This window comes from Pseudomonas putida (assembly GCF_025905425.1).
GTDB classification, from domain to species: domain Bacteria; phylum Pseudomonadota; class Gammaproteobacteria; order Pseudomonadales; family Pseudomonadaceae; genus Aquipseudomonas; species Aquipseudomonas putida_AF.
In genome coordinates this window covers 3063702-3085987 of the sequence record NZ_CP109603.1, presented here as the reverse complement: position 1 = coordinate 3085987, position 22286 = coordinate 3063702, and the positions used below count along the sequence as shown (strand labels likewise).

General features: G+C 61.6%; 23 protein-coding genes and 2 tRNA genes. 15 read left to right on the top strand and 10 right to left on the bottom strand.

Annotated features, from left to right (window positions below):
• Nucleotides 1–50: 50 nt before the first annotated feature.
• The 8 genes from OGV19_RS13725 (at nt 51) to OGV19_RS13690 (ending at nt 8231) form a co-directional block, all read left to right on the top strand.
• Nucleotides 51–701 (top strand): c-type cytochrome, encoded by a 651-nt coding sequence (locus OGV19_RS13725; protein WP_264309272.1) that lies wholly within the window; start codon nt 51–53, stop codon nt 699–701.
• A gap of 62 nt (nt 702–763) precedes the next feature.
• Nucleotides 764–1612, top strand: coding sequence for a c-type cytochrome (locus OGV19_RS13720; protein WP_264313941.1), 849 nt, complete (start codon nt 764–766; stop codon nt 1610–1612).
• Between the two features lie 204 nt (nt 1613–1816).
• Nucleotides 1817–3178, top strand: coding sequence for a UDP-glucose dehydrogenase family protein (locus OGV19_RS13715; RefSeq protein WP_264309271.1), 1362 nt, complete (start codon nt 1817–1819; stop codon nt 3176–3178).
• Between the two features lie 48 nt (nt 3179–3226).
• Nucleotides 3227–4066, top strand: coding sequence for a UTP--glucose-1-phosphate uridylyltransferase GalU (gene galU, locus OGV19_RS13710; RefSeq protein WP_033696852.1), 840 nt, complete (start codon nt 3227–3229; stop codon nt 4064–4066).
• 97 nt (nt 4067–4163) lie between these two features.
• Complete coding sequence (gene gorA, locus OGV19_RS13705; protein WP_264309270.1) at nt 4164–5519, top strand: glutathione-disulfide reductase; 1356 nt, start codon at nt 4164–4166, stop codon at nt 5517–5519.
• Between the two features lie 213 nt (nt 5520–5732).
• Nucleotides 5733–6296, top strand: a complete 564-nt coding sequence (ahpC, locus tag OGV19_RS13700) for an alkyl hydroperoxide reductase subunit C (RefSeq protein ID WP_264309269.1) — start codon at nt 5733–5735, stop codon at nt 6294–6296.
• A gap of 124 nt (nt 6297–6420) precedes the next feature.
• Nucleotides 6421–7983, top strand: coding sequence for an alkyl hydroperoxide reductase subunit F (ahpF, locus tag OGV19_RS13695; RefSeq protein WP_264309268.1), 1563 nt, complete (start codon nt 6421–6423; stop codon nt 7981–7983).
• A 59-nt stretch (nt 7984–8042) separates the two neighbouring features.
• Complete coding sequence (locus OGV19_RS13690) at nt 8043–8231, top strand: hypothetical protein (protein ID WP_264309267.1); 189 nt, start codon at nt 8043–8045, stop codon at nt 8229–8231.
• Nucleotides 8232–8236: 5 nt separating this feature from the next.
• Here OGV19_RS13690 and OGV19_RS13685 read toward each other — a convergent pair whose 3' ends face one another.
• From OGV19_RS13685 to nhaR, 3 genes are all read right to left on the bottom strand, one after another.
• Nucleotides 8237–8884, bottom strand: a complete 648-nt coding sequence (locus OGV19_RS13685) for a YceH family protein (RefSeq protein WP_264309266.1) — start codon at nt 8882–8884, stop codon at nt 8237–8239.
• Nucleotides 8885–8972: 88 nt separating this feature from the next.
• The gene (gene sstT / locus OGV19_RS13680) at nt 8973–10184 is read right to left on the bottom strand and encodes a serine/threonine transporter SstT (protein ID WP_264309265.1); all 1212 of its coding nucleotides are present in this window, start codon (nt 10182–10184) and stop codon (nt 8973–8975) included.
• Between the two features lie 82 nt (nt 10185–10266).
• A complete protein-coding gene (nhaR, locus tag OGV19_RS13675) occupies nt 10267–11160 on the bottom strand; it encodes a transcriptional activator NhaR (protein WP_264309264.1) in 894 nt (297 codons plus the stop codon).
• 135 nt (nt 11161–11295) lie between these two features.
• Here nhaR and OGV19_RS13670 point away from each other — a divergent pair, with 135 nt between their 5' ends.
• Together OGV19_RS13670 and OGV19_RS13665 are read left to right on the top strand one after the other, a co-directional pair.
• Nucleotides 11296–11535 carry a hypothetical protein gene (locus tag OGV19_RS13670; RefSeq protein WP_264309263.1) on the top strand — a complete coding sequence of 80 codons (240 nt, stop codon included), beginning with the start codon at nt 11296–11298 and terminating at the stop codon, nt 11533–11535.
• Between the two features lie 28 nt (nt 11536–11563).
• Nucleotides 11564–12316 carry a TerC family protein gene (locus OGV19_RS13665; protein ID WP_264309262.1) on the top strand — a complete coding sequence of 251 codons (753 nt, stop codon included), beginning with the start codon at nt 11564–11566 and terminating at the stop codon, nt 12314–12316.
• Nucleotides 12317–12443: 127 nt separating this feature from the next.
• Here the strand turns inward: OGV19_RS13665 and OGV19_RS13660 are convergent, their stop codons facing one another.
• Nucleotides 12444–12623, bottom strand: a complete 180-nt coding sequence (locus OGV19_RS13660; protein WP_264309261.1) for a hypothetical protein — start codon at nt 12621–12623, stop codon at nt 12444–12446.
• A gap of 166 nt (nt 12624–12789) precedes the next feature.
• Here OGV19_RS13660 and OGV19_RS13655 point away from each other — a divergent pair, with 166 nt between their 5' ends.
• Nucleotides 12790–13533, top strand: a complete 744-nt coding sequence (locus OGV19_RS13655; RefSeq protein WP_264309260.1) for a peptidase C39 family protein — start codon at nt 12790–12792, stop codon at nt 13531–13533.
• A gap of 50 nt (nt 13534–13583) precedes the next feature.
• Here OGV19_RS13655 and OGV19_RS13650 read toward each other — a convergent pair whose 3' ends face one another.
• Nucleotides 13584–14867 (bottom strand): NAD(P)/FAD-dependent oxidoreductase, encoded by a 1284-nt coding sequence (locus OGV19_RS13650; RefSeq protein WP_264309259.1) that lies wholly within the window; start codon nt 14865–14867, stop codon nt 13584–13586.
• A 201-nt stretch (nt 14868–15068) separates the two neighbouring features.
• On the opposite strand from OGV19_RS13650, the gene OGV19_RS13645 reads away from it, so the two are divergent.
• From OGV19_RS13645 to OGV19_RS13630, 4 genes are all read left to right on the top strand, one after another.
• Nucleotides 15069–15145, top strand: a tRNA-Val gene (locus OGV19_RS13645).
• A gap of 171 nt (nt 15146–15316) precedes the next feature.
• Nucleotides 15317–15393, top strand: a tRNA-Val gene (locus OGV19_RS13640).
• A gap of 168 nt (nt 15394–15561) precedes the next feature.
• On the top strand, nt 15562–16131 hold the full coding sequence (locus OGV19_RS13635; RefSeq protein ID WP_264309258.1) for an SPOR domain-containing protein: 570 nt from the start codon (nt 15562–15564) through the stop codon (nt 16129–16131).
• Between the two features lie 130 nt (nt 16132–16261).
• Entirely contained in the window at nt 16262–16687 is a 426-nt protein-coding gene (locus OGV19_RS13630; RefSeq protein WP_264309257.1) for a GTP pyrophosphokinase, read from the top strand.
• A 3-nt stretch (nt 16688–16690) separates the two neighbouring features.
• On the opposite strand, the gene OGV19_RS13625 is transcribed toward OGV19_RS13630, so the two are convergent.
• From OGV19_RS13625 to OGV19_RS13605, 5 genes are all read right to left on the bottom strand, one after another.
• Nucleotides 16691–17383 (bottom strand): endonuclease, encoded by a 693-nt coding sequence (locus OGV19_RS13625; RefSeq protein WP_264313863.1) that lies wholly within the window; start codon nt 17381–17383, stop codon nt 16691–16693.
• 6 nt (nt 17384–17389) lie between these two features.
• The gene (locus OGV19_RS13620) at nt 17390–17632 is read right to left on the bottom strand and encodes a DUF1654 domain-containing protein (RefSeq protein WP_027596110.1); all 243 of its coding nucleotides are present in this window, start codon (nt 17630–17632) and stop codon (nt 17390–17392) included.
• A 150-nt stretch (nt 17633–17782) separates the two neighbouring features.
• Nucleotides 17783–18979, bottom strand: coding sequence for an amino acid aminotransferase (locus OGV19_RS13615; RefSeq protein ID WP_264313862.1), 1197 nt, complete (start codon nt 18977–18979; stop codon nt 17783–17785).
• Nucleotides 18980–18996: 17 nt separating this feature from the next.
• Nucleotides 18997–20643 carry a thiamine pyrophosphate-dependent enzyme gene (locus OGV19_RS13610; protein ID WP_264313861.1) on the bottom strand — a complete coding sequence of 549 codons (1647 nt, stop codon included), beginning with the start codon at nt 20641–20643 and terminating at the stop codon, nt 18997–18999.
• Between the two features lie 11 nt (nt 20644–20654).
• Nucleotides 20655–22067, bottom strand: coding sequence for an amino acid permease (locus tag OGV19_RS13605; protein WP_264313860.1), 1413 nt, complete (start codon nt 22065–22067; stop codon nt 20655–20657).
• Nucleotides 22068–22286 lie beyond the last annotated feature (219 nt).

Sequence of the window (22286 nt, the reverse complement as noted above, 5' to 3'; positions counted from 1 at the left end):
GCTTATGTTTTTTGAGCCTAAGCTTATAACAAAAGAAATGGAGATTCGTGATGACCCCGTTGAGTCGAGTCGTGATCGGCAGCCTGCTGATCCTGGCCTGGCCCACGGCGCATGCCGCCGATGGCCAGAAAGTCTTCACCCAGGGCGGGGAGAACCCCGCTGCCATGGCCTGTCTTGGCTGCCATGGACCAGACGGCAAGGGCATTGCCGCTGCTGGATTCCCCCGATTGGCCGGGCTACCGGCCGGCTACCTCAGCAAACAATTGCATGACTGGCGTGCCGGCACCCGCAAGCAGCCGGTCATGGAGCCGCTTGCAAAAGCCTTGAGCGAAGACGAAATCAAAGCGGTCAGCGCCTACCTGGCCAGCCTCCCGGCAGAGCCTGCAAGTGACCTGCGCCGACAGCAGATTGCCGATGACCCCACCACGCGCATGGCGCTTTACGGTGACTGGGGGCGGCAGATCCCAGGTTGTGTGCAATGCCATGGCCCCGGTGGCAGCGGTGTCGGTGAGCATTTTCCTCCCTTGGCCGGCCAGCCTGCGGCTTACCTGGTGGCGCAGCTCAATGCCTGGCGCGACGGCAGCCGCAGCAATGACCCCAACCAGCTGATGGTTGGCGTGGCCAAGGCCATGACCGATGACGAGGTCAAGGCGATCGCCGAGTTCTTTGCCCGCCCCGCCAGCCAGGAGGTCACGCCATGAAGCCCTTGATACCCGCCCTGTTGCTGTTGGCCATGGGCACTGCCCAGGCGGCCCCGATCGCCATGGAAGACCAGTCGCAGTTGAAAGTGCCCGGCGTGCAAGCTGCGCCGCAGTTCGTGCCGCCTGCCGAGAGCGAACTGCCGGACAATGCCTTTGGCAAGATGGTCCGCCAGGGCCATGCGCTGTTCGTCGATACTCGCCGCTTGATGCCAGAGGCCGTGGGCAATGGCTTGAACTGCAGCAACTGCCACCTCGACCAGGGGCGTCTGGCCCACTCTGCGCCGATGTGGGGTGCGTACCCGATGTACCCGGCTTATCGCAAGAAGAACGACAAGGTCAACACCTATGCCGAGCGCATCCAGGGGTGTTTCCAGTTCAGCATGAACGGCAAGCCTCCGGCGGCAGACAGCCCGCAGATGACGGCGTTGTCGGTGTATGCCTACTGGTTGTCGACCAAGGCACCTACAGGCGTGGAGATCGCCGGGCGTGGCTACCCGGACGTGGCGCAACCCAAAGGTGGCTACGACTTCAAGCGCGGCCAGCAGGTATACCGTGAGCAATGTGCGATCTGCCACGGCGACAATGGCGAAGGGCAGAAGGTGGCCGGCGAGTATGTGATGCCGCCGCTGTGGGGTAAGGACGCCTACAACTGGGGGGCCGGGATGCACCGTATCAATACGGCAGCGTCCTTCATCAAATACAACATGCCACTGGGCAAACCTGGCAGCTTGAGCGATGAACAGGCCTGGGATGTGGCGGCGTGGATCAACCGCCATGAACGGCCGCAAGACCCGCGTTTGGTCGAGGGGTCGGTTGAGAAGACGCGGCTGAAGTTTCATGCCAATGACGGGGTAAACCTGTATGGGCAGAAGGTCGAGGGGGTGCTGATCGGGCAGGGAACGGGTAGCTGATAGGGTGCCTGTACCGGCCTCTTCGCGGGCAAGCCCGCTCCCACAGCATCTCCGCCAGTTTGGAGGGTAGCGCTGTACCGGTGGGAGCGGGCTTGCCCGCGAAGAGGCCAGCACAGGCAACAACTGCTTTTGTCATCTGCCTGTCACCGCCCTGCAACCACTGCCGGGTTGCAATGACCGCCATCATCCTCAAGGAGCGCGGCCATGGAACTCTGTGTGATCGGGGCGGGGTATGTCGGCTTGGTGACGGCGGCCTGTTTTGCCGAAATGGGCAATCACGTGGTCTGCCTGGAGCGTGACCCGCAGCGCCTGAGGCTGTTGCGTCAGGGCCAGAGCCCGATCCATGAGCCTGGCCTGCAGGCGCTCTTGCACAGTGGCATGCAAGCGGGCCGGCTGGCATTCAGCGATGACTGGCAGCAGGCCCTGACCAGCGCCGAGGTGGTGTTCATCGCCGTAGGCACGCCCAGCCAGGAGGATGGCTCGGCCGACCTGCAGCATGTGCTGGCCGTGGCCGACAGCCTGGGGCGCTATTTGACCCGCCCGTGCCTGGTGGTGAACAAATCGACAGTGCCGGTAGGCACCGCAGCGCGTGTGGCCCGGCACATTGCGCTTGGCCTGCGCGCGCGTGGTGCAGGCTTTGCCGTCGAGGTGGCGAGCAACCCCGAGTTTCTCAAGGAGGGCAGCGCCATCGATGACTTCATGCGCCCGGACCGCATCATCATTGGCAGCGACAGCGCAGCGGCCGGCCAGTGCCTGCAGCGGTTGTATGCGCCGTTTGTGCGCAACCATGAACGCATTCTGTTGATGGCGCCACGCGCCGCCGAATTCACCAAATACGCTGCCAACGCCTTCCTGGCCACCAAGATCTCCTTCATCAACGAACTGGCCGGGCTGTGCGCGCAGCTGGATGTGGACATCGAGCAGGTGCGGCGGGGTATCGGCAGTGATCGGCGTATTGGCAGCCATTTTATCTACGCAGGCTGTGGCTACGGCGGCTCATGTTTCCCCAAGGATGTCCGCGCCTTGATCCGTACTGCCGAACAGCAGGGTTACCAGGCCGCTATCCTGCAGGCGGTACAGGCCCGTAACGAAGAACAGAAAACCTTGCTGTTCAAGGCGCTGCACCAGCACTTTGGCGGCTTCATGCGCGGGCGTACCGTGGCGCTGTGGGGGTTGGCCTTCAAACCGGGCACCGACGACCTGCGCGAGGCGCCCAGCCTGGTGCTGATTGACGCCTTGCTGGCGGCGGGGGCTCGGGTGCAGGCCTGCGACCCGGTGGCCCTGGGCGGCATGGCGGGGCGCTACCCGCACGCCGTGGCCAATGGTCAGTTGCGCCTGACCGAAGACCCTTATGCCTGTGTCGAGGGCACGGACGCCCTGGTGCTGGTGACCGAATGGAAGCAGTTTCGCCAGCCGGATTTCCTCCGGATGCGGGGGCTTATGCGCATGCCAGTGGTATTTGATGGACGCAATATTTACGATCCACTGGAACTATCTACACTGGGTTATCTCTATCATGGCATCGGTCGGCCTCAGGTGGGGCATTGTAAGGTGACTGCCGCCTGATTAGACTGCGCCGAATTCCACAGGCCTAGCCTTTGTTTAAGGACGTATATGATCAAGAAATGCTTGTTCCCGGCCGCCGGTTACGGCACCCGCTTCCTGCCCGCTACCAAAGCCATGCCCAAGGAAATGCTGCCGGTGGTCAACAAGCCACTGATCCAGTATGGCGTTGAAGAGGCGCTGGATGCCGGCCTGAACGAGATCTCCATCGTCACGGGTCGTGGCAAGCGCGCCTTGGAAGACCACTTCGACATCAGCTATGAGCTGGAAAACCAGATCAAGGGCACCGACAAGGAAAAATACCTGGTCGGTATCCGTCGTCTGCTCAACGAGTGCTCCTTCTCCTACACCCGTCAGACCGAAATGAAGGGCTTGGGCCACGCGATCCTCACCGGCCGTCCGCTGATCGGCGACGAGCCGTTCGCCGTCGTCCTGGCCGACGACCTGTGCGTCAACCCGGAAGGTGACGGTGTACTGACCCAGATGGTCAAACTGTTCAAGCAGTACCGCTGCTCGATCGTTGCCATCCAGGAAGTCGACCCGCAGGAAACCAACAAGTACGGCGTGATTGCCGGCGAAATGATCCGCGACGACATCTACCGCGTGACCAACATGGTCGAAAAACCGGCCCCGGAAGACGCGCCGTCGAACCTGGCAATCATCGGTCGCTACATCCTGACCCCGGACATCTTCGATATCATCGCCAACACCGAGCCGGGCAAGGGCGGTGAAATCCAGATCACCGACGCCCTGCTGCAGCAGGCCAAAGATGGCTGCGTGATCGCCTACAAGTTCAAGGGCAAGCGTTTTGACTGCGGTGGCGCCGAAGGCTACATCGACGCGACCAACTTCTGCTTCGAGAACTACTACAAGACTGGCAAGGCTTACTGATAAGCCTGGCAGGTCTGAGAGCCACCCTTCGGGGTGGCTTTTTTGTTTGCGGCGGCCAACGGCGGTATGCTGGGCGCCAGCCTAGGAGACTGAATAAATGGCCTACGATTTTGATCTGTTCGTGATTGGTGCCGGGTCCGGCGGTGTGCGCGCAGCGCGTTTTGCCGCGGGCTTCGGCGCGAAGGTGGCGGTTGCCGAAAGCCGCTACCTGGGCGGTACCTGCGTCAACGTCGGCTGCGTGCCGAAAAAACTGCTGGTGTACGGCGCGCACGTCGCTGACGAACTGGAACAGGCTGCAGGTTTCGGCTGGACCCTGGAAGAAGGGCATTTCGACTGGGGCACCCTGATTGCCAACAAGAACCGGGAAATCGAGCGCCTCAACGGCATCTACCGCAATCTGCTGGTCAACAGCGGTGTGACCTTGTTGCAAGGCCATGCACGGCTGACCGGTGCCAACGAGGTAGAAGTCGACGGCCAGCGCTACACGGCCGAGCACATCCTCATCGCCACCGGTGGCTGGCCACAGGTGCCGGACATCCCCGGCAAGGAACTGGCCATTACCTCCAACGAGGCGTTCTACCTCAAGGCATTGCCACGTCGTGTGCTGGTGGTGGGCGGCGGTTACATTGCCGTCGAGTTCGCCGGCATCTTCCAGGGCCTGGGTGCCGACACCACCTTGCTCTACCGTGGCGACCTGTTCTTGCGCGGGTTCGACGGCTCGGTGCGCACGCACTTGAAGGAAGAGCTGGAAAAACGCGGCCTCGATCTGCAGTTCAACGCTGACATCCAGCGCATCGACCAGCAGGACGATGGCAGCCTCAAGGCCACCCTCAAGGACGGCCGCGAGCTGGTTGCCGACTGCGTGTTCTACGCCACCGGGCGCCGGCCGATGCTCGACAACCTGGGCCTGGAAAACACTGGCGTCGAGCTGGATGCACGCGGTTTTATTCGTGTCGATGAGCAGTACCAGACCACCGCGCCGTCGATCCTGGCCATTGGCGATGTGATCGGTCGCGTGCAGCTCACCCCGGTGGCCCTGGCCGAAGGCATGGCCGTTGCGCGGCGTTTGTTCAAGCCGGAGCAGTATCGCCCGGTGGATTACCAGAACATCCCTACGGCGGTGTTCAGCCAGCCGCCGATCGGTACCGTCGGCCTGACCGAGGAGCAGGCGCTGGAAGCCGGCCATAAGGTGCAAATCTTCGAAAGCCGTTTCCGGGCCATGAAGCTGACCCTCACCGACATCCAGGAAAAGACCCTGATGAAGCTGGTGGTCGATGCCGAGACCGACAAGGTGCTGGGTTGTCACATGGTCGGGCCGGATGCTGGCGAGATCGTGCAGGGCCTGGGGATTGCGCTGAAGGCAGGCGCGACCAAGCAGCAATTCGACGAGACCATCGGCGTGCACCCGACGGCGGCGGAAGAGTTCGTGACCATGCGTACCGTTACCCGCTGATTCTCGCTCGTGACGTATTGTAGGAGCGGCCTTACCGGGGCGCTCCTACACAAAGCAGCAGTTGCATTGTTCAGCGCTATCTCTTCTATTAATAAACCCTGGTTATAGCCAAAACCAATCAGCAGCATCAGCTTTGCCAATGAGCCTTCAGCGGGATGAACGGTTAGGATTCTCTCCATCAACTGATTCCAACCCCATGAAGGAGCGTCTCTCATGCCTATCATCAACAGCCAGGTCAAACCGTTCAACGCCACCGCCTTCCACAACGGCGAATTCGTTCAGGTAAGCGAAGCCGACCTGAAAGGCAAGTGGTCTGTCGTGTTCTTCTACCCGGCCGACTTCACCTTCGTCTGCCCAACCGAGCTGGGTGACCTTGCTGACAACTACGCAGAGTTCCAGAAGCTCGGCGTGGAAATCTACGGCGTGTCCACTGACACCCACTTCACCCACAAAGCCTGGCACGACACCTCGGAAACCATCGGCAAGATCAAGTACCCGCTGATCGGTGACCCAACCCACGTCATCTCGCGCAACTTCGATGTACTGATCGAAGAAGCCGGCCTGGCCGATCGCGGTACCTTCGTGATCAACCCGGAAGGCCAGGTCAAGATCGTCGAAATCAACGACGGTGGTGTAGGCCGCGATGCCAGCGAGCTGCTGCGCAAGGTCAAGGCTGCCCAGTACGTTGCCGCTCACCCAGGCGAAGTCTGCCCGGCCAAGTGGAAAGAAGGCGAAGCCACCCTGGCGCCATCGCTGGACCTGGTCGGCAAGATCTAAGGCCATGCGCTACTCGTGGGCGGTAAGCAGCCGCCAAAGCTGAAGTACTTACTGCCCCGCCAAACGCCCGGGCGCTACTGCCTGGGCGTTTTTGTATCCGAAGATTGAAAAAGGAATCGCCCGTATGTTGGACGCCACGCTTAAATCGCAACTGAAAGCCTACCTGGAGCGGGTCACCCAGCCGATCGAGATCGTTGCCTCCCTCGACGACGGCGCGAAGTCCCACGAATTGTATGACCTGCTGGTGGAAATCGCCGGCCTGTCGAACCTGATTACCCTGCGCGCGGATGGGGCCGACGCCCGTCGTCCTTCGTTCTCGCTCAATCGCCCAGGGGGTGACATCAGCCTGCGTTTCGCCGGCATCCCCATGGGCCACGAATTCACCTCCCTGGTGTTGGCGCTGCTGCAAGTCGGTGGCCACCCCTCCAAGGCCAGCGCCGAAGTGATCGAGCAGATCCAAGGGCTGGAAGGCGAATTCACCTTTGAAACCTACTTCTCGCTGTCGTGCCAGAACTGCCCGGACGTGGTCCAGGCGTTGAACCTGATGGCGGTGCTCAACCCCAACGTTCGCCATGTGGCCATTGATGGCGCGCTGTTCCAGGACGAAGTCGAAGCGCGCAAGATCATGGCGGTGCCGAGCGTCTACCTGAACGGTGAAGTGTTTGGCCAGGGCCGCATGGGCCTGGAAGAGATTCTTGGCAAGATCGACACCAGTGCCGGCACCCGCCAGGCCGAGAAGATCAACGCCAAGGACGCCTTCGACGTACTGGTGGTCGGCGGTGGCCCTGCTGGCGCCGCAGCCGCGATCTATGCCGCGCGTAAAGGCATCCGCACCGCTGTTGCCGCCGAGCGCTTTGGCGGCCAGGTGCTCGATACCCTGGCTATCGAGAACTTCATCTCGGTGCAGGAAACCGAAGGGCCGAAACTGGCCACTGCGCTGGAAGAGCACGTTAAGCAGTACGACGTCGACATCATGAACCTGCAGCGCGGTGAAGCGTTGATCCCGGCCACCGATGGCGGCCTGCACGAAGTGCGTCTGGCGGGCGGTGCCTCGCTCAAGGCCAAGACCGTGATTCTGGCCACCGGTGCCCGCTGGCGCGAAATGAATGTGCCGGGCGAGCAGGAGTACCGCGGTCGCGGCGTGGCCTACTGCCCGCACTGTGACGGCCCGTTGTTCAAAGGCAAGCGTGTGGCAGTAATCGGCGGCGGCAACTCTGGCGTGGAAGCGGCCATCGACCTGGCCGGCATCGTCGCCCAGGTGACGCTGATTGAGTTCGACAGCCAGTTGCGTGCTGACGCCGTGTTGCAACGCAAGCTGCACAGCTTGCCGAACGTCAAGGTGATCACCAGCGCGCTGACCACCGAAGTGCTGGGTAATGGTGAGAAAGTGTCCGGTTTGCGCTACAAGGATCGCACCACCGATGAGCTGCATGACCTGGCGCTGGAGGGCATCTTCGTACAGATCGGTCTGTTGCCGAACACTGACTGGCTGAAAGGTACGGTCGAGCTGTCGCCGCGTGGCGAGATTATTGTCGATGCCAAGGGCGCGACCAACATCCCCGGCGTGTTTGCTGCGGGGGACGTGACCACGGTGCCGTACAAGCAGATCGTGATTGCGGTGGGCGAGGGCGCCAAGGCTTCGCTGGCGGCCTTCGATCACTTGATCCGCACCTCGGCGCCGGCGTAAGCCAAGCGCACGCCTGAGGGTGTCTATCATTACCCCAGACACCCTCAGGAATCTCACCCATGACCCTGATCAGCCGCGAACCCTGGTGGCTAGTGCCACCCAAACCCGGGCAAAAGGAGCAGGACCTGCACTGGGGCTACCTGGAAATCTACGCCGACGGCCGTACCGTGTTCGTCGACCAGCGCCCCAGCGATAAAGAACTGGCCGAGCGCAAAAGCTGCCGCAACTTCCCCGCCCCCGAGCACTGAAGGGCTCAGCCTTCGAGCTCGGCCAGGCGCGCCTCCAGCGCTGCAATCCGGGCTTCCAAGGCCTCTATGCGCTCTTCCGAAACACTCCCGCCACTGCTGCGGGCGCCCCCTTCCTGCTGGCGCGCGGCCAAAATCGCCTCGATTTCTGCCGGGTCGCCCAGTGCATGGGTATAGCGGTCTTCGCGTTGGCCTGCCTGGCGCGGCAGGTGCAGGGCCAGGTCGCGTGAAATCAGGCGTTCCAGCTGGTGCTGGATCTGTTCGGTGTCGTCGAAGTCGTGCAGGCGGTTGCTGCGGCTGAGCAGCTCGTTGAGGGTTTGCGGGCCGCGCAGGAACATCAGGCCCATCAGCACCAGTTGCGCCGGCACCAACTCCAGGGCCTTGTCCACGCGCTGCTCCCAGCGGTCGGCGCGGCTGCCCATCTGCAAGCGTGTCATGCCCTGGCCTTCGAGCGCGCGCAAGGCCTGGCCGACTTGGCCTTGGGTGAGGTTCATCACCGGCTCGCGGCTGGTCTTCTGGTTACAGGCCAGGACCAGGGCATTGAGGGTCAGTGGGTAGCTTTCCGGGCTGGTGGCCTGTTTTTCGATCAGCGAGCCGAGGATGCGGATCTCGGTGCTGTTGAAACGGCCTTCACCTGCGGTTTCGTGTTCTGACATGGCCCAGTCTCATTGCGAGGAAAAGGCCACTAGCGTAGGTAAAGCCGCTGAATTAGGCAATTGGGACCGCAACGCGGCCCCAGCATTCTTAAGCCCCGCGCCGCTCTTCAGCCTGGCACGCCGCCGCCGTGAACAGCACATCGGTCGAAGAATTCAGCGCGGTCTCGGCCGAATCCTGCAGCACGCCAATGATGAAGCCCACGGCAACCACCTGCATGGCGATCTCGCTAGGGATGCCAAAAAGGCTGCAGGCCAGCGGAATCAACAGCAGCGAGCCACCGGCCACACCCGACGCGCCGCACGCGCAGACGGCTGCCACCACGCTCAGCAGCACCGCCGTCGGCAGATCGACCGGGATGCCCAAGGTATGCACGGCAGCCAGCGTCAGGACGGTGATGGTGATCGCCGCGCCGGCCATGTTGATGGTCGCGCCCAGGGGGATCGATACCGAATAGGTGTCTTCATGCAGGCCAAGGCGCTCCGACAGCGCCAGGTTGACCGGGATGTTGGCCGCCGAGCTGCGGGTGAAGAACGCCGTGATACCGCTCTCGCGCAGGCACAGCAGGGTCAGCGGATAAGGGTTGCGGCGAATCTTCCAGAACACGATCAGCGGGTTCATCACCAAGGCCACGAACAGCATGCAGCCAATCAGCACGGCCAGCAGGTGCAGGTAGCCGAGCAGGGCATTCAGGCCCGACTGGGCGAGGGTGGCGCTGACCAGGCCGAAGATGCCCAGCGGGGCGAAGCGGATGACCACGCGCACGATCAGGGTCACGCCGTTGGACAGGTCCTCGACCACGGTGCGGGTGGTTTCACCGGCATGGCGCAGGGCCACGCCCAAGCCGATAGCCCAGGTCAGCACGCCGATGAAGTTGGCGTTGAGCAAGGCGTTGACCGGGTTGTCTACCGCGCTCAGCAGCAGGTTCTGCATGACTTCGGTGATGCCGCCCGGCGCACTCAGGGTGGCCTCGCCGGTACTCAGTACCAGGTTCGACGGGAACAGCATGCTGGCGACCACAGCCACCACGGCTGCGGCGAAGGTGCCCAGCAGGTACAGCCAGAGGATCGGGCGGATGTGGGTTTCCTGACCGTGGCGGTGGTTGGCGATCGAGGCCATTACCAGGATGAACACCAGGATTGGCGCCACCGCCTTGAGGGCGCTGACGAATACCTTGCCGAGGAAGGCCAGGTCGCGGGCGACGTCGGGCGCCAGCAGTGCCAGGGCGATGCCGGCAAGCAAGCCGATGACGATCTGCGTCACCAGGCTGGTGCGGTTGAGGAGGCGGAAGACAGGGGTCATGTGCAGCGCAGTCTCGGTTTTTGAAAGGGCGGGACTTTACCACAGACCGCTGTAGGGCTTGCCGGCAATGAAGTCGGAAAAGTTACCAGTGAAACAGCTCCCGACGCGCCCCCTCGGTAATGGCCACGATGCCCGGGTGCTTGACCTTGCGCTCCACCGAAATGGCATAGAACGACTCATGTACCGCCTCGGTCTGCCCGATCAGTTCCACGCCATACTGGCGGCACACCTCCTCGGCGATAACGCTGGGCGCCACAAAAATACCGCTGCCCGATTGCCCAAACGCCTGCATCAGTGCGCTGTCATCGAACTCGCCAACGATGCGCGGCTGCACCTGTTGCTCGCCCAGCCAGCGCAACAAACGGCTACGCACCACCGTCTCCTGGCCCGGAATCAACAGCGGCGCATCCTGCAGGCAGGTAGGAAAAGGGCCAGCGTGGCGCTGCGCCAAGGCCTGGGTGGCAAAGAAACTCAGGCCGCACTCGCCCAGCTTCTGGCTGTAACCCTTGATGTCCAGGTGGTTAGGCATCGGGCTGTCGGAAATGACCAGGTCCAGGCGCTGGATCGCCAGGTCCGCCAGTAGCCGTTCGAGTTTGTCTTCCCGGCAGTTGATGCGCAGCACGTCGTCCAGCTCCATGGTCGGCGCCAGCAGGCGATAGACGATGGATTTGGGCACGACATCGGCCACGCCAACACGGAACAGGATCTGTTCCTGCGGGCCGGCGCGCAACATGGCTTCCAGCTCGCCACCGATCTGAAACATCTGCTCGGCATACACCAAGGTCTGGCGGCCGGTCTCGGTCAGCTCCAGTTGCCGGCCGACCCGTTGAAACAGTTCAAGGCCATAGGTCTGCTCGAACAGGCTGATCTGCCCGCTGATGGTTTGCGGTGTGAGGTTCAGCTGCTCGCTGGCACGCGCGATGCTGCCGGTCTTGGCCACGGCCCAGAAGTAATGCAGCTGGCGGTAGTTGAGCATCGGTGTGTTTCTCGATTCGTAAAAACCGAAGTATAACCGCTGAAAATACGAATTTTCCTGATGTATTGCCGTCTCTAGAATGCGACTCCATCAGGCGCCGTGTGCGCCGTCGGAATATCGACAAGCGAGGAACCCATGTTGCAGCTTAAATCCATCGGCACGCCTTTGGTGTTGGCCCTGGCCTTGTTCACCCTGGCCGGCTGCGATCAGGCCGAAAAATCCGCCCAGCAGATGCTCGACCAAGCCGCTCAATCGGCCAAGCAGGCCATCGACAAGACCAACGAAGCGGCCCAGCAGGCCCTGAGCGATGCCATCGGCAGCGAAGGCCAGCCGCCAAAAGATGCTGAAAAGAAAGAAAAGACCCAGGACATCTGACCCCAAGACCCGATGCAGGATTGATTAAATGGAATATTTGCTGGAACTCGCCGCAAGCCCGACCGCCTGGGTCGCCCTCGCCACGTTGGTGGCCATGGAGATCGTGCTCGGTATCGACAACCTGATCTTCATCTCCATCCTGACCAACAAGCTACCCCTGGAGTACCGCTCCAAGGCGCGGCGCATTGGTATCAGCATGGCCCTGGTCATGCGCCTGGCGCTGCTCAGCACGGTGGCCTGGATCGTCCAGCTGACTGAGCCGGTGATCGATGTGTTCGGCCATAGCTTCTCGTGGAAGGACATGATTTTGATCGCCGGTGGCCTGTTCCTGCTGTGGAAGGCGACCAAGGAAATCCACGAGAACGTCGACCCGCATGGCGCCAAGGAAGAGTCCAAGGCCGGTTCCACCATCACCTTGGGCTTTGCCGCGGCCATTGGCCAGATCCTGCTGCTGGATATCGTCTTCTCGATCGACAGCATCATCACCGCCGTGGGCATGACCGAACACCTGCCGATCATGATCATTGCCGTGATCGCTGCTGTGATCGTGATGCTGGTGGCAGCCGACCCGCTGGCCAAGTTCATCAACGACAACCCGACCGTGGTGATGCTGGCCCTGGGCTTCCTGATCATGATCGGCATGACCCTGATCGCCGAAGGCATGGGGGCTCATGTGCCCAAAGGGTATGTGTATGCGGCGATGGCCTTCTCGACCTTGATCGAGGTCCTCAACATCATGGCCCGCCGGGCGCGGTTGAAGCGCGAAGCGGCTGAGGGTTGATTGAGGGAAGCGGGGCCACGTGGGAGCGGGCTTGCCCCGCGAACACCGGCGAAGCCGGTGCCAACCACCGCGTGGCCCCATTCGCGGGGCAAGCCCGCTCCCACAGGTAGACATCAAATACTTGAGTTTAATGTGCCTCCACATGCCGCCGCGCCCTGCGCCCAACCTGAGGTTTGGCGAGGCCCTGCGGTGGCAGGTGGTGCTGATGGGAATGACGCCGCACGATACGCAGTACACCCCACAGCATGGCGGCTGCGACGCTCAGCCACATACCCACCAACATGAGGATTGCCACGGTCAGGCTCATGTGTGCCTCCTTCTCTCGGGCCAGCGCGCTGTGAGCCAGGGCTCGCCTTACAGACACTGCTTTAGTCTAGCTCGCCCCTTGTGACGTTCCATTGACCAAAGGTCTATTGCTTGGTCCGATTGGCTACAAGCCAGTGTCGGACTATACCCGCGCACCCAGGGGCCCTATGATCGGTGCCCAGAGCCGGGCGCTGCCTGCCTGGCGTCGGAACAAGCGAGTGCCCATGCAGCAAGTTTCCTTAAAATCGCTGGCCTCAGCCCCGCGCCGGGCGCTGCTGGCGTGCCTGGTGGCGGCCAGCCTGGCCGGATGTGCCAGCGCACCGCCCGCAAGCCTCAAAGGCCTGCCGCAACGGGTCGAGATCAGCAGCGTGCCGTTCTACCGTGGCAACGCCAACCATAGCGGGGCCATGGCCCTGGCCGCGCTGCTTTCTCAGCAGGGCGCGCCCATCACCCCTGGTTTGCTGGACAAGCCGCTGAACCTGCCCCAGGGCGCCGAAACGCTGGACACCAGCATCCCCCGCGTGGCGCGGGACTACGGCATGGTGGTGTATGCGCTGGACAAGCAACTGGATGCGTTGCTAACGCAGGTGGCGGCGGGCAATCCGGTGTTGCTGCGTTACGAGGAGGGTTCGGCCTGGTGGAGCGAGCCACGCTACGCAGTGCTGATCGGTTATGACCGTTACAAGCAGCGGGTACTGTTGCGCTCAGGCATGCACCGTCGGCAACTGATGGCCTTTGACGACTTTGCCTCGGCCTGGGCCAAGCAGGGGAGTTGGGCAGTGCTGGTGCAGCCGCCGCGGCAATTGCCAGCCCAGGTAGACCGGCAACGTTGGTTGCAGGCTGCCGATGAACTGGCCCGCGCAGGGCAGGAAATCGCCGCGAAGCAGGCGGTGAACAGCCTGGGGCGGTAAGCAGTACACCGGCCTCTTTGCCAAGAGGCCGGTGCGATGTTACTGAGGCATCAGAAGCCCAGACGGTCACGCAGGCTGTAGTACCAGGCACCAATGGCGCTGAACGGTACACGCAGCATCTGCCCACCCGGGAACGGGTAGTGCGGCAGGCCGGCGAACGCATCGAAGCGCTCTGCCTGGCCACGCAGCGCTTCGGCCAGCACCTTGCCTGCCAGGTGCGTGTAGGTCACGCCGTGGCCCGAGCAGCCCTGGGAGTAATAGATGTTGTCGCCGATGCGGCCGACCTGAGGCAGGCGCGACAGGGTCAGCAGGAAGTTGCCGGTCCAGGCGTAATCGATCTTCACGTTCTGCAACTGCGGGAAGGCCTTGAGCATCTTCGGACGGATGATCGCCTCGATGTTTGCCGGGTCGCGCGCGCCGTAAACCACGCCACCGCCGAAGATCAGGCGCTTGTCGCTGGTCAGGCGGTAGTAGTCGAGCAGGTAGTTGCAGTCCTCGACACAGTAATCCTGCGGCAGCAGGGTACGCGCCAGTTCTTCGCTCAGTGGCTCGGTGGTGATCACCTGAGTACCGCACGGCATGGACTTGGCGGCAAGCTCCGGCACCAGGTTGCCCAGGTAGGCGTTACCGGCGACGATGATGAACTTAGCGCGCACTTTACCCTGTGGTGTATGAACGACCGGGTTGGCGCCACGCTCGATGCGAACGGCCGGGGTTTGCTCATAGATGATGCCGCCCAGCGATTCGACCGCTGCAGCTTCGCCCAGGGCCAGGTTCAGCGGGTGGATGTGGCCGCCGCTCATGTCCAGCATGCCGCCGATGTAGCTGTCGCACGCGACCACTTCACGGATGCGCTTCTGGTCCATCAGCTCAAGCTGATTGTGGCCGAAGCGTTCCCACAGGCGCTTTTGCGATTCCAGGTGGCCCATCTGTTTAGAGGTGATGGCAGCGAACACGCCACCGTCTTTAAGGTCGCACTGGATGTTGTACTTGGCGACGCGCTCACGAATGATGCGGCCACCTTCGAACGCCATCTGGCCCAGCAGTTGTGCCTGTTTAGGGCCAACCGTGCGCTCGATCACGTCGATGTCGCGGCTGTAGCTGTTGACGATCTGGCCACCGTTGCGGCCAGATGCGCCGAAACCGACCTTGGCCGCTTCGACAATGCTGACCTTGAAGCCGTTTTCCAGCAGGAACAGTGCACTGGACAGGCCGGTGTAGCCGGCGCCAATGATGCACACATCGGTTTCCACCTCACCCTGCAGCGCCGGACGTGGCGGCACCGGGTTAGCCGAGGCGGCGTAGTAGGACTGGGGGTAGGGGGTGTTGGCCATGCTCGAGGAACCTCGTGTTTTATATTTTTAACGAATGTAGCGATGCTATCAATAATAATAAACACCCGCTAGTCGTCCGTTAAAAATCCTTTACCCGGCCGTCGCCGAGGCTTCTCTATAAAGAGGTTAAGATTCAGTAAGTTAGCGCGAAAAAAAGTGTTGACATGGTTTTTGGAATGCGTAGAATGCGCACCACACGACAGGCACATAGCTCAGTTGGTTAGAGCACCACCTTGACATGGTGGGGGTCGTTGGTTCGAGTCCAATTGTGCCTACCAAATCGAAAAGGGGTGATCCGCAAGGGTCACCCTTTTTTCATTCTGGTACGGTTTTGCCGGTCGGGAAGGGGTGTGAAGCAGCCCCCAGGGTCAATTACCAAAGTTTTTGATTTTTCTGAAAAAAAAGCTTTACAGGTACGCATTCGATGTCTAATATGCGCACCACACGACAGGCACATAGCTCAGTTGGTTAGAGCACCACCTTGACATGGTGGGGGTCGTTGGTTCGAGTCCAATTGTGCCTACCAAACAAAGTCCCGATCTTCGGGCAATGAAAAGGGCGATCCGAAAGGGTCGCCCTTTTTGTTTGTGCCTGAAAAAGCCTTACCGGCGTGTAACGCGCTGTATCAGCGTGGACGTCGGCGGCCGAGTGCCGCCATGTTAGACTCCGCCCCTTCGAATCTGGAGGTACACGCGTGCGCAAACTGGCTGTGGTAATGGCAGTGCTCGCCCTGGCGGGCTGTGAGAACGAGGTCGAAGGCGTGCACAAGCAGGTGGCCGAGCACCTGCACAACCCCAAGACCGCCAAGTTCGGCAACGTGCGGATCGACACGCAAGGCACCCTCTGCGGCCAGGTCCGCGGCAAGGACGACGCCGGGCAGTACGAAGCCTACCGCAGCTATGTGGCAATCAAGCGTGATGGCCAATACGAGATCATCGTCGACGACAGCGGCAACAACCTGCGCATCCGCGAGCTGTGCGGTGGCGCCGACCTGCAGCGCCGCGCCGAGGCGCTGGCCGGTGAGCCGGCGCCTGAAGGCTGGGATGTCGAAGTGGTGCAGGGCGCGAACATGGGCGCATTGAGCGACATGACCGCGCGCCTGATCGAGAAGGGCATTCCGTCTTCTGTCGAGTACCGCAACGGTAAGCCGGTTGTGCTGATGGGGCCGTTCCCGACCAAGGAAGAGGCCGAGGCGCGCAAGGCCGAAGTGATGGCCAAACTGGGGACTGACTCGGTGGTTATCCAGCACGGCGCCCAGCGTTAACTCCGCAACGCGATCCGCCAGGGCGTCTGCGCCGGCCTCTTTGCAGCACAAGGCTGCTTCTGCAAAGGGTGGGCGTGATACCCCCGTGCGGGCTATGCTTGCACTGGGAGAGCTGAACGGGGAGGGCCTCATGTCTACACTGGAGCGGGCCATTGCTGTGGCTGCCAGGGCGCATGAAGGGCAATACGACAAGGGTGGGGCGGCGTATATCCTCCACCCGTTACGCGTGATGATGCGGGTCGCCACACCCGAGCAGCGGATCGTCGCGGTGCTTCACGATGTTATCGAAGACACGCCGCTGACGTTGTCTGATCTGGCGCGTGAAGGTTTTGCACTGAAGATTCTCGCCGCCTTGCTGGCACTGAGCCGACGTGACGGCGAGGCCTACCAGGACTTCGTCGTACGCCTCGGGGTAGACCCGTTGGCGCGCACCGTCAAACTGGCCGACCTGGCCGACAACAGCGACCTTTCGCGCATCCCCTGCCCAGGCCCCGCTGACCTTGCGCGGCTGGCCCGTTACCGGGAAGCCAGCGCCTACCTGCAGACACTGGCGTGAACCTCAGCCGCAGGCCTTGAGGTTGACCGGCCCGACAAACGCGTTACCGCGCCCCATCACGCAGGCCACCTGCTGGTTGCGCTGCAGTTCCCAAACCTGCGGCGGATACGTCTTGTTCCAGGCCTCGAACAGCTGGCGGTCCTGCTTCGACAAGCGCAGGTTGTACTGCTTGCTCATGTAGAAGTACGTGCGTGCGATCATGCCCCGGATAGATGGGCGTGGCATGACCTTCTTGGCCTTGAAGTCGACCTGGGTCAGGCAACTGCCATATTGGCCCCGCTGCTCGGGCAGCCAACCGAAACTGAAGTTGCTGCGGTCGCCGTTGACCTCGCCGATGCTGGGCACCAGGTTGTGCAGGTCAGCCTCGGCGCGCTTGTACACCTCATCGTGTTGCGAGCACTGTTTGCGCCCGCCGTCCTGCCAGCACTGGCGTTGGTGGCCGATCTGCCAGGCTGGCACGATGTGCTCCCATTCGATGCGCGAAGCCCGTTGGGCATTCTTGCGCGGTGTATAGCCGCAAGAGGCCAGGTCGACCTTGTTGCCTTTGTACTTGCAGCCGCAATAGAACTCCGTCGACTGTGGCGCGTACAACTTCCAGGCGACCTTCTTGGCCTCCTGGAAGGTGCGTGGAGCATCGGCATGGGCGAACGGGATGGACACTAGCAGGCAGGCGGCAGCGAAAAACGAAACTCTCATGCGTGGTCAGTCTTCCTTGGGTACGGTCCAGAAAATCTGCACGCCACCATCGTCGCGATGGGCAAGGGTGACGTTGTCGTTTTCGGCGATTTCTTCGAGCAGGGTTTCCCAATCATCCGGGGACTCCTGCTCCAGGCGGAAGATGAGCGCGGCACGGCTGCGCTGGGCGGTGGGGCTGTTGATGATCTTCTGGATACGAACACCCAGTTGCTCATAGCTACTCGGCGTTGCTGAGGAGGTGCTGGCCACAGGCATTTCCTTGTTTTTGCTGTATGTGCATACAGTATTTCACTGTAAGCAAATTCGCAACTGCCTGTGAGGCGAAAGAGTGTGAGAGCTACGCGCATTTTCGCTGATGCGCCGCGCCGCTGAAGGCGCCCTTGCGGGCGCCAGCGTAAATCAACCTGCCGAGTGGCTTGCCAGAGCGTTGGCGACAGCGTCCAGGTTGGCCTCGTTGAGGCCCGCGATGCAGATACGGCCGCTTCGAATCAGGTACACCGCATGCTGCTCGCGGATGCTGTCCACGGCATCCGCGCTAAGGCCTGTGTAACTGAACATGCCTTTCTGATCGAGCAGGTAGTTCACATTCAGTGAAGCGTCGATGCCCTTGAACTTGGCATGCAGTGCATGGCGCATGTCGACCATGCGCAGGCGCATCGCCTCAAGCTCGGCGCGCCATGCCTGGCGCAGGTCATCGTCGGTCAGGATGGTGGCAACCAGTTCGGCCCCGTGCCTTGGCGGGTTGGAGTAGTTGGTCCGCACCGTCCCCTTGAGCTGGCCGGCAACCCGCGCGGCAATCGCTTCATTTTCACAGACCACCGACAACGAACCCACGCGCTCGCCGTACAAGGAGAACACCTTGGAGAACGAGTTCGCCACCAGCCCGGTAATGCCAGCCTTGGCCAGCGCGCGGATGGCGTAGGCGTCCTGGTCGACACCGTCGCCCATGCCCAGATAGGCCGCATCCAGGAACGGAATCAGGCTGCGTTGGCGGCACAGGTCGAATACCGCGTCCCACTGCTGCGGGGTCAGGTCGATGCCGGTCGGGTTATGGCAACAGGCATGCAGCAGCACGATGGCGTGCGCGGGCAGTTGCTCGAAACAGGCCAGCATGCGCTCGAACGCGACGTGGCTACCCGTCTCGTCCAGGTACGGGTAGCGGTTAACCGGGAAGCCGGCGCCGCTGAAGATTGCGAGGTGGTTGTCCCAGGTTGGGTCGCTGACCCACACGCCCGCCTCGGGGTAGTAACGCTTGAGGAAATCGGTCCCCACGCGCAAGGCCCCGGAGCCACCTACCGATTGCAGGGTGACGATGCGATCGCTTGTTTGCGGGGCGATCTCGCCGAACAAATAGGCTTGAACCGCGTTGCGAAAAGCTGGGTGGCCATCCATGGGCAGGTACAGGTTGGCTGCGGGGGCGACGCCATCGAGTTTCGCCTTGGCTGCCTTGACCGTGTCCAGCACCGGTACCTGTCCTGCTTCATCGTAATAGAAGCCAATGCTCAGGTTGACCTTCTCGGCGCGGTTGTCGCCGTGGAAGTCGTCCATCAGGGACAGAATGGGGTCGCCTGGGTAGGCTTCGACCTGCTCGAACATCTGGGTTACCTCCAATTTTAGTGAGAGAAGCTTGGGTGCAGGAACTGCCACGGGCTTGAGTCGCTGCCGCGCGGGACCGTGATTTCGATCAGCACGGGTTTGTCGGCTGCGAAGGCACGTTCCAGCACCGGGCGCAGGCGTGCCGGGCTGTCTACACGGTGTGCCTCGACGCCGAAGGCTTCGGCGAATTTGACGAAGTCCGGGTTGACCAGCTCCGAGCCCAGCAGGCGCCCACCGAAGCTTTCCTGCTGGTCGCGATAGACGTTGCCGAATGCGTTGTTGTTGAACACCAAGGTGACCAGGTTGAGCTTGTACTGCACTGCCGTTGCCAACTCCTGGGCAGCGAACATGAAGCCGCCGTCACCGCAGATCGAGACCACGGCTTTGTCCGGGTGGGCTGCCTTTACCCCCAGTGCAGTCGGGAAGCCGAAGCCCAGGGTGCCTTGGTGGCCCGAGGTGACCAGGGTGCGCGGTTTGTACACTGGGAAGCCAAAGATCGAGGTGAAGCCCACCTGGGAAATTTCCTCGATGAAGAAGCCGTCTCGTGGCAAGACATCACGGATCACGCGCAGGTAGTCCAGTTGCGGTTGCACGCACTGGATGGCCTGCTCGGCGGCGGCCTTGGTTTCAGCCAGCTGCGCATCACGCCGTTTGGGAGCGCCGTGCTTGAGCACTGCCTGGGCCAGGGCCGCAGCGCCATCGGCTGCGTCGGCCACCAGGTTGACGTCCGCTGCAATGCGGCGCACTTCAGCCGGGTCGATATCGATACGAATCAGCTTCAGCCCTGCAGGGCGGTGGCGCCAGCGAATATCCAGCAGCTCGAAGCGTGAGCCGATGACCACGGCGACATCGGTCTGTGCCCAGATCCGTGCACCTGCTGCGACGGTAAAGCCCAGGGGATGGTCGTCGGAGACGACACCGCGCCCGCCTCGGAAGCTTACGACGGGTGCACCCAATACCTCGGCCAGTTGATTGACTTCAGCACTGGCGTCCAAAGCGCCCGAACCGACGAAGATCATCGCGTTCGAGGCTTGGCTCAGCAGCTTCGCTGCGACGTCCACGGCATCGGTGTCGACTGGAGGCTTTGGCTGCAGCGCGAGAGGTTGCTGGATCTGCACCGCAGCGCGCTGGGTGAAAAAGTCCCACGAGGCTTGCAGTGACACCACGCCTGGCCGGCCCGATTGCATCGCCTGGAAGGCCTGGGCGACGCGCCAAGAGGTCTCGGCAGGTTGCTCGATATGGGCCGCCCACTTGCCAATGCTTTGCAGCACTTCGAGCTGTCGTGGCAGTTCATGCAACTGGCCGCGCCCGCGGTCCTTGAAGGGGCTCATGACGTCGCCGGTCAGGGCCAGCACCGGGGCGTTGCAACCCTGCGCGGTCAGCATCGCCGCGCTGGCGTTGAGGATGCCCGGGCCGGGCACAACGGTGAAGACCCCTGGGCGCCCGGTGGAGCGGGCATAACCGAATGCCATGTAGGCACTGGTTTGCTCGTGACGCGCGCCGTAGATACGCAGGCTGTCACTATTACGGGCCAGGGCATCGGTCAGGCCATAGATCTGCGCGCCCGGCAGCGCGAACACAGTATCCACGCCATGGGCTTTGAGGCTCTCGACGATGGCATCGCCCCCGGTAAGAGTCTGCACGTTCGCTTGATCAGTTTTCATCGGGGTACCTATCAGGAAGGGCTGGAAACAATGTGAGTAGCGGCCGGGTTGCTTTTCAACTTTCGGTAACTGAGGAACATGACCAATAACCAGCACGGCATCAGCAGTACCGAAATACGCATGCCTGGGATAAAGGCAATGATCAGCAGTAACCCGACAATAAAGGCCATGCACAGGTAATTGGTGAACGGGTACAGCGGGGAGCGGTAGGCGGTGAGCTGGCCTGTTTCACGCTTGGCCTTGCGGAACTTCAAGTGGATGAAGCTGGTCAGCGCCCAGTTCATCATCGTGGTGGCAACCACCAGCGACATCAGTGTTTCCAGTGCACCTTCCGGCGACAGGTAGTTGATAACAACCGAACTTGCCGTCACCAGGCCGGTGAGCAGAAGTGCATTGATCGGGATACGCCGCTCGCTCAACTTGATCAACGCACGGGGGGCATGGCCCTGGTGCGCCATGGCATGCAGTTGGCGTGAGTTGCAGTACACCACCGCGTTGTAAACCGACAGGGCAGCCGTCAACACCACGAAGTTGAGTACGTGGGCCGCGTAATCAATGTTCAGCAGGCTCAGAATCTTGACGAACGGGCTGGCGCTGTAGGGGTCACCCGATGCAGTCAGCGAAGCGACCAGGTTGTCCCACGGGGGCAGTGCCAACAGCACGGCCAACGCCAGGACATAAAACAAGCCGATGCGATACAGCACGGCGTTGATGGCGCGGGGGATGGTCTTGCTTGGGTGCTTGGCTTCGCCCGCGGTGAAACCGATGAACTCCAGGCCGCCGAAGGCGAACATGATCAACGGCAGCGCCATGATCAGCCCATGCCAGCCATGGGGCATGAAACCACCGTGGCTCCACAGGTTGCTGACCGCTGCCTGCGGCGGCGTGTTGGGGCCGAAAATGAACCAGCTGCCCATCGCGATCATCATCACGACTGCGCCTACTTTGATGATTGCGAACCAGAACTCCGACTCACCATAAACCTTGACGTTGAGGGTATTGATGCCGCTGATCAATACCAGAAAGAACCCGGCCGTTGCCCAGGTTGGAAGTTCGGGCCACCAGAACTGCATGTATTTACCGAGTGCGGTAAGTTCGGCCATGCCCACCAGAAAGTAAGTGACGGTATAGTTCCAGCCGGTGAGGTAGCCCATGAAGCCACCGCCGTATTTATTGCCAAAATGGCTAAGCGATCCGGAGACGGGTTCATCCACCAGCATCTCGCCCAGTTGGCGCATGATCAGAAAAGCGATGAGCCCTGCAATCATGTAGCCAATCAGCAGGCTTGGCCCCGCCGACTTGATAACACCGGCACTGCCCAGGAACAGGCCAGTGCCAATGGCCCCGCCCAGCCCGATCATTTGAATATGCCGGTTTGAAAGGTTTCGCTCGAACGCGGGTTGTGAAACGTTGGTTCTGCTCATCGTTTTATTCTCGATTGTTTTCAGGTGCACGGGCGCCTGCCCGCGAACCTGAATGATTTGGCAGAGTAATAAGGGACGTGCTCGGTAGTGGGTTAAGCGAGGCGCAACGGGTTTAACGTGTCACCTGGCTGGCAACTACGTTAACACCAAAAGTTTCCAACGAAGTTTCAGTTATTAAATGCGGACTATGCAGATACTGGATAGTCAGCTTCAACGTGT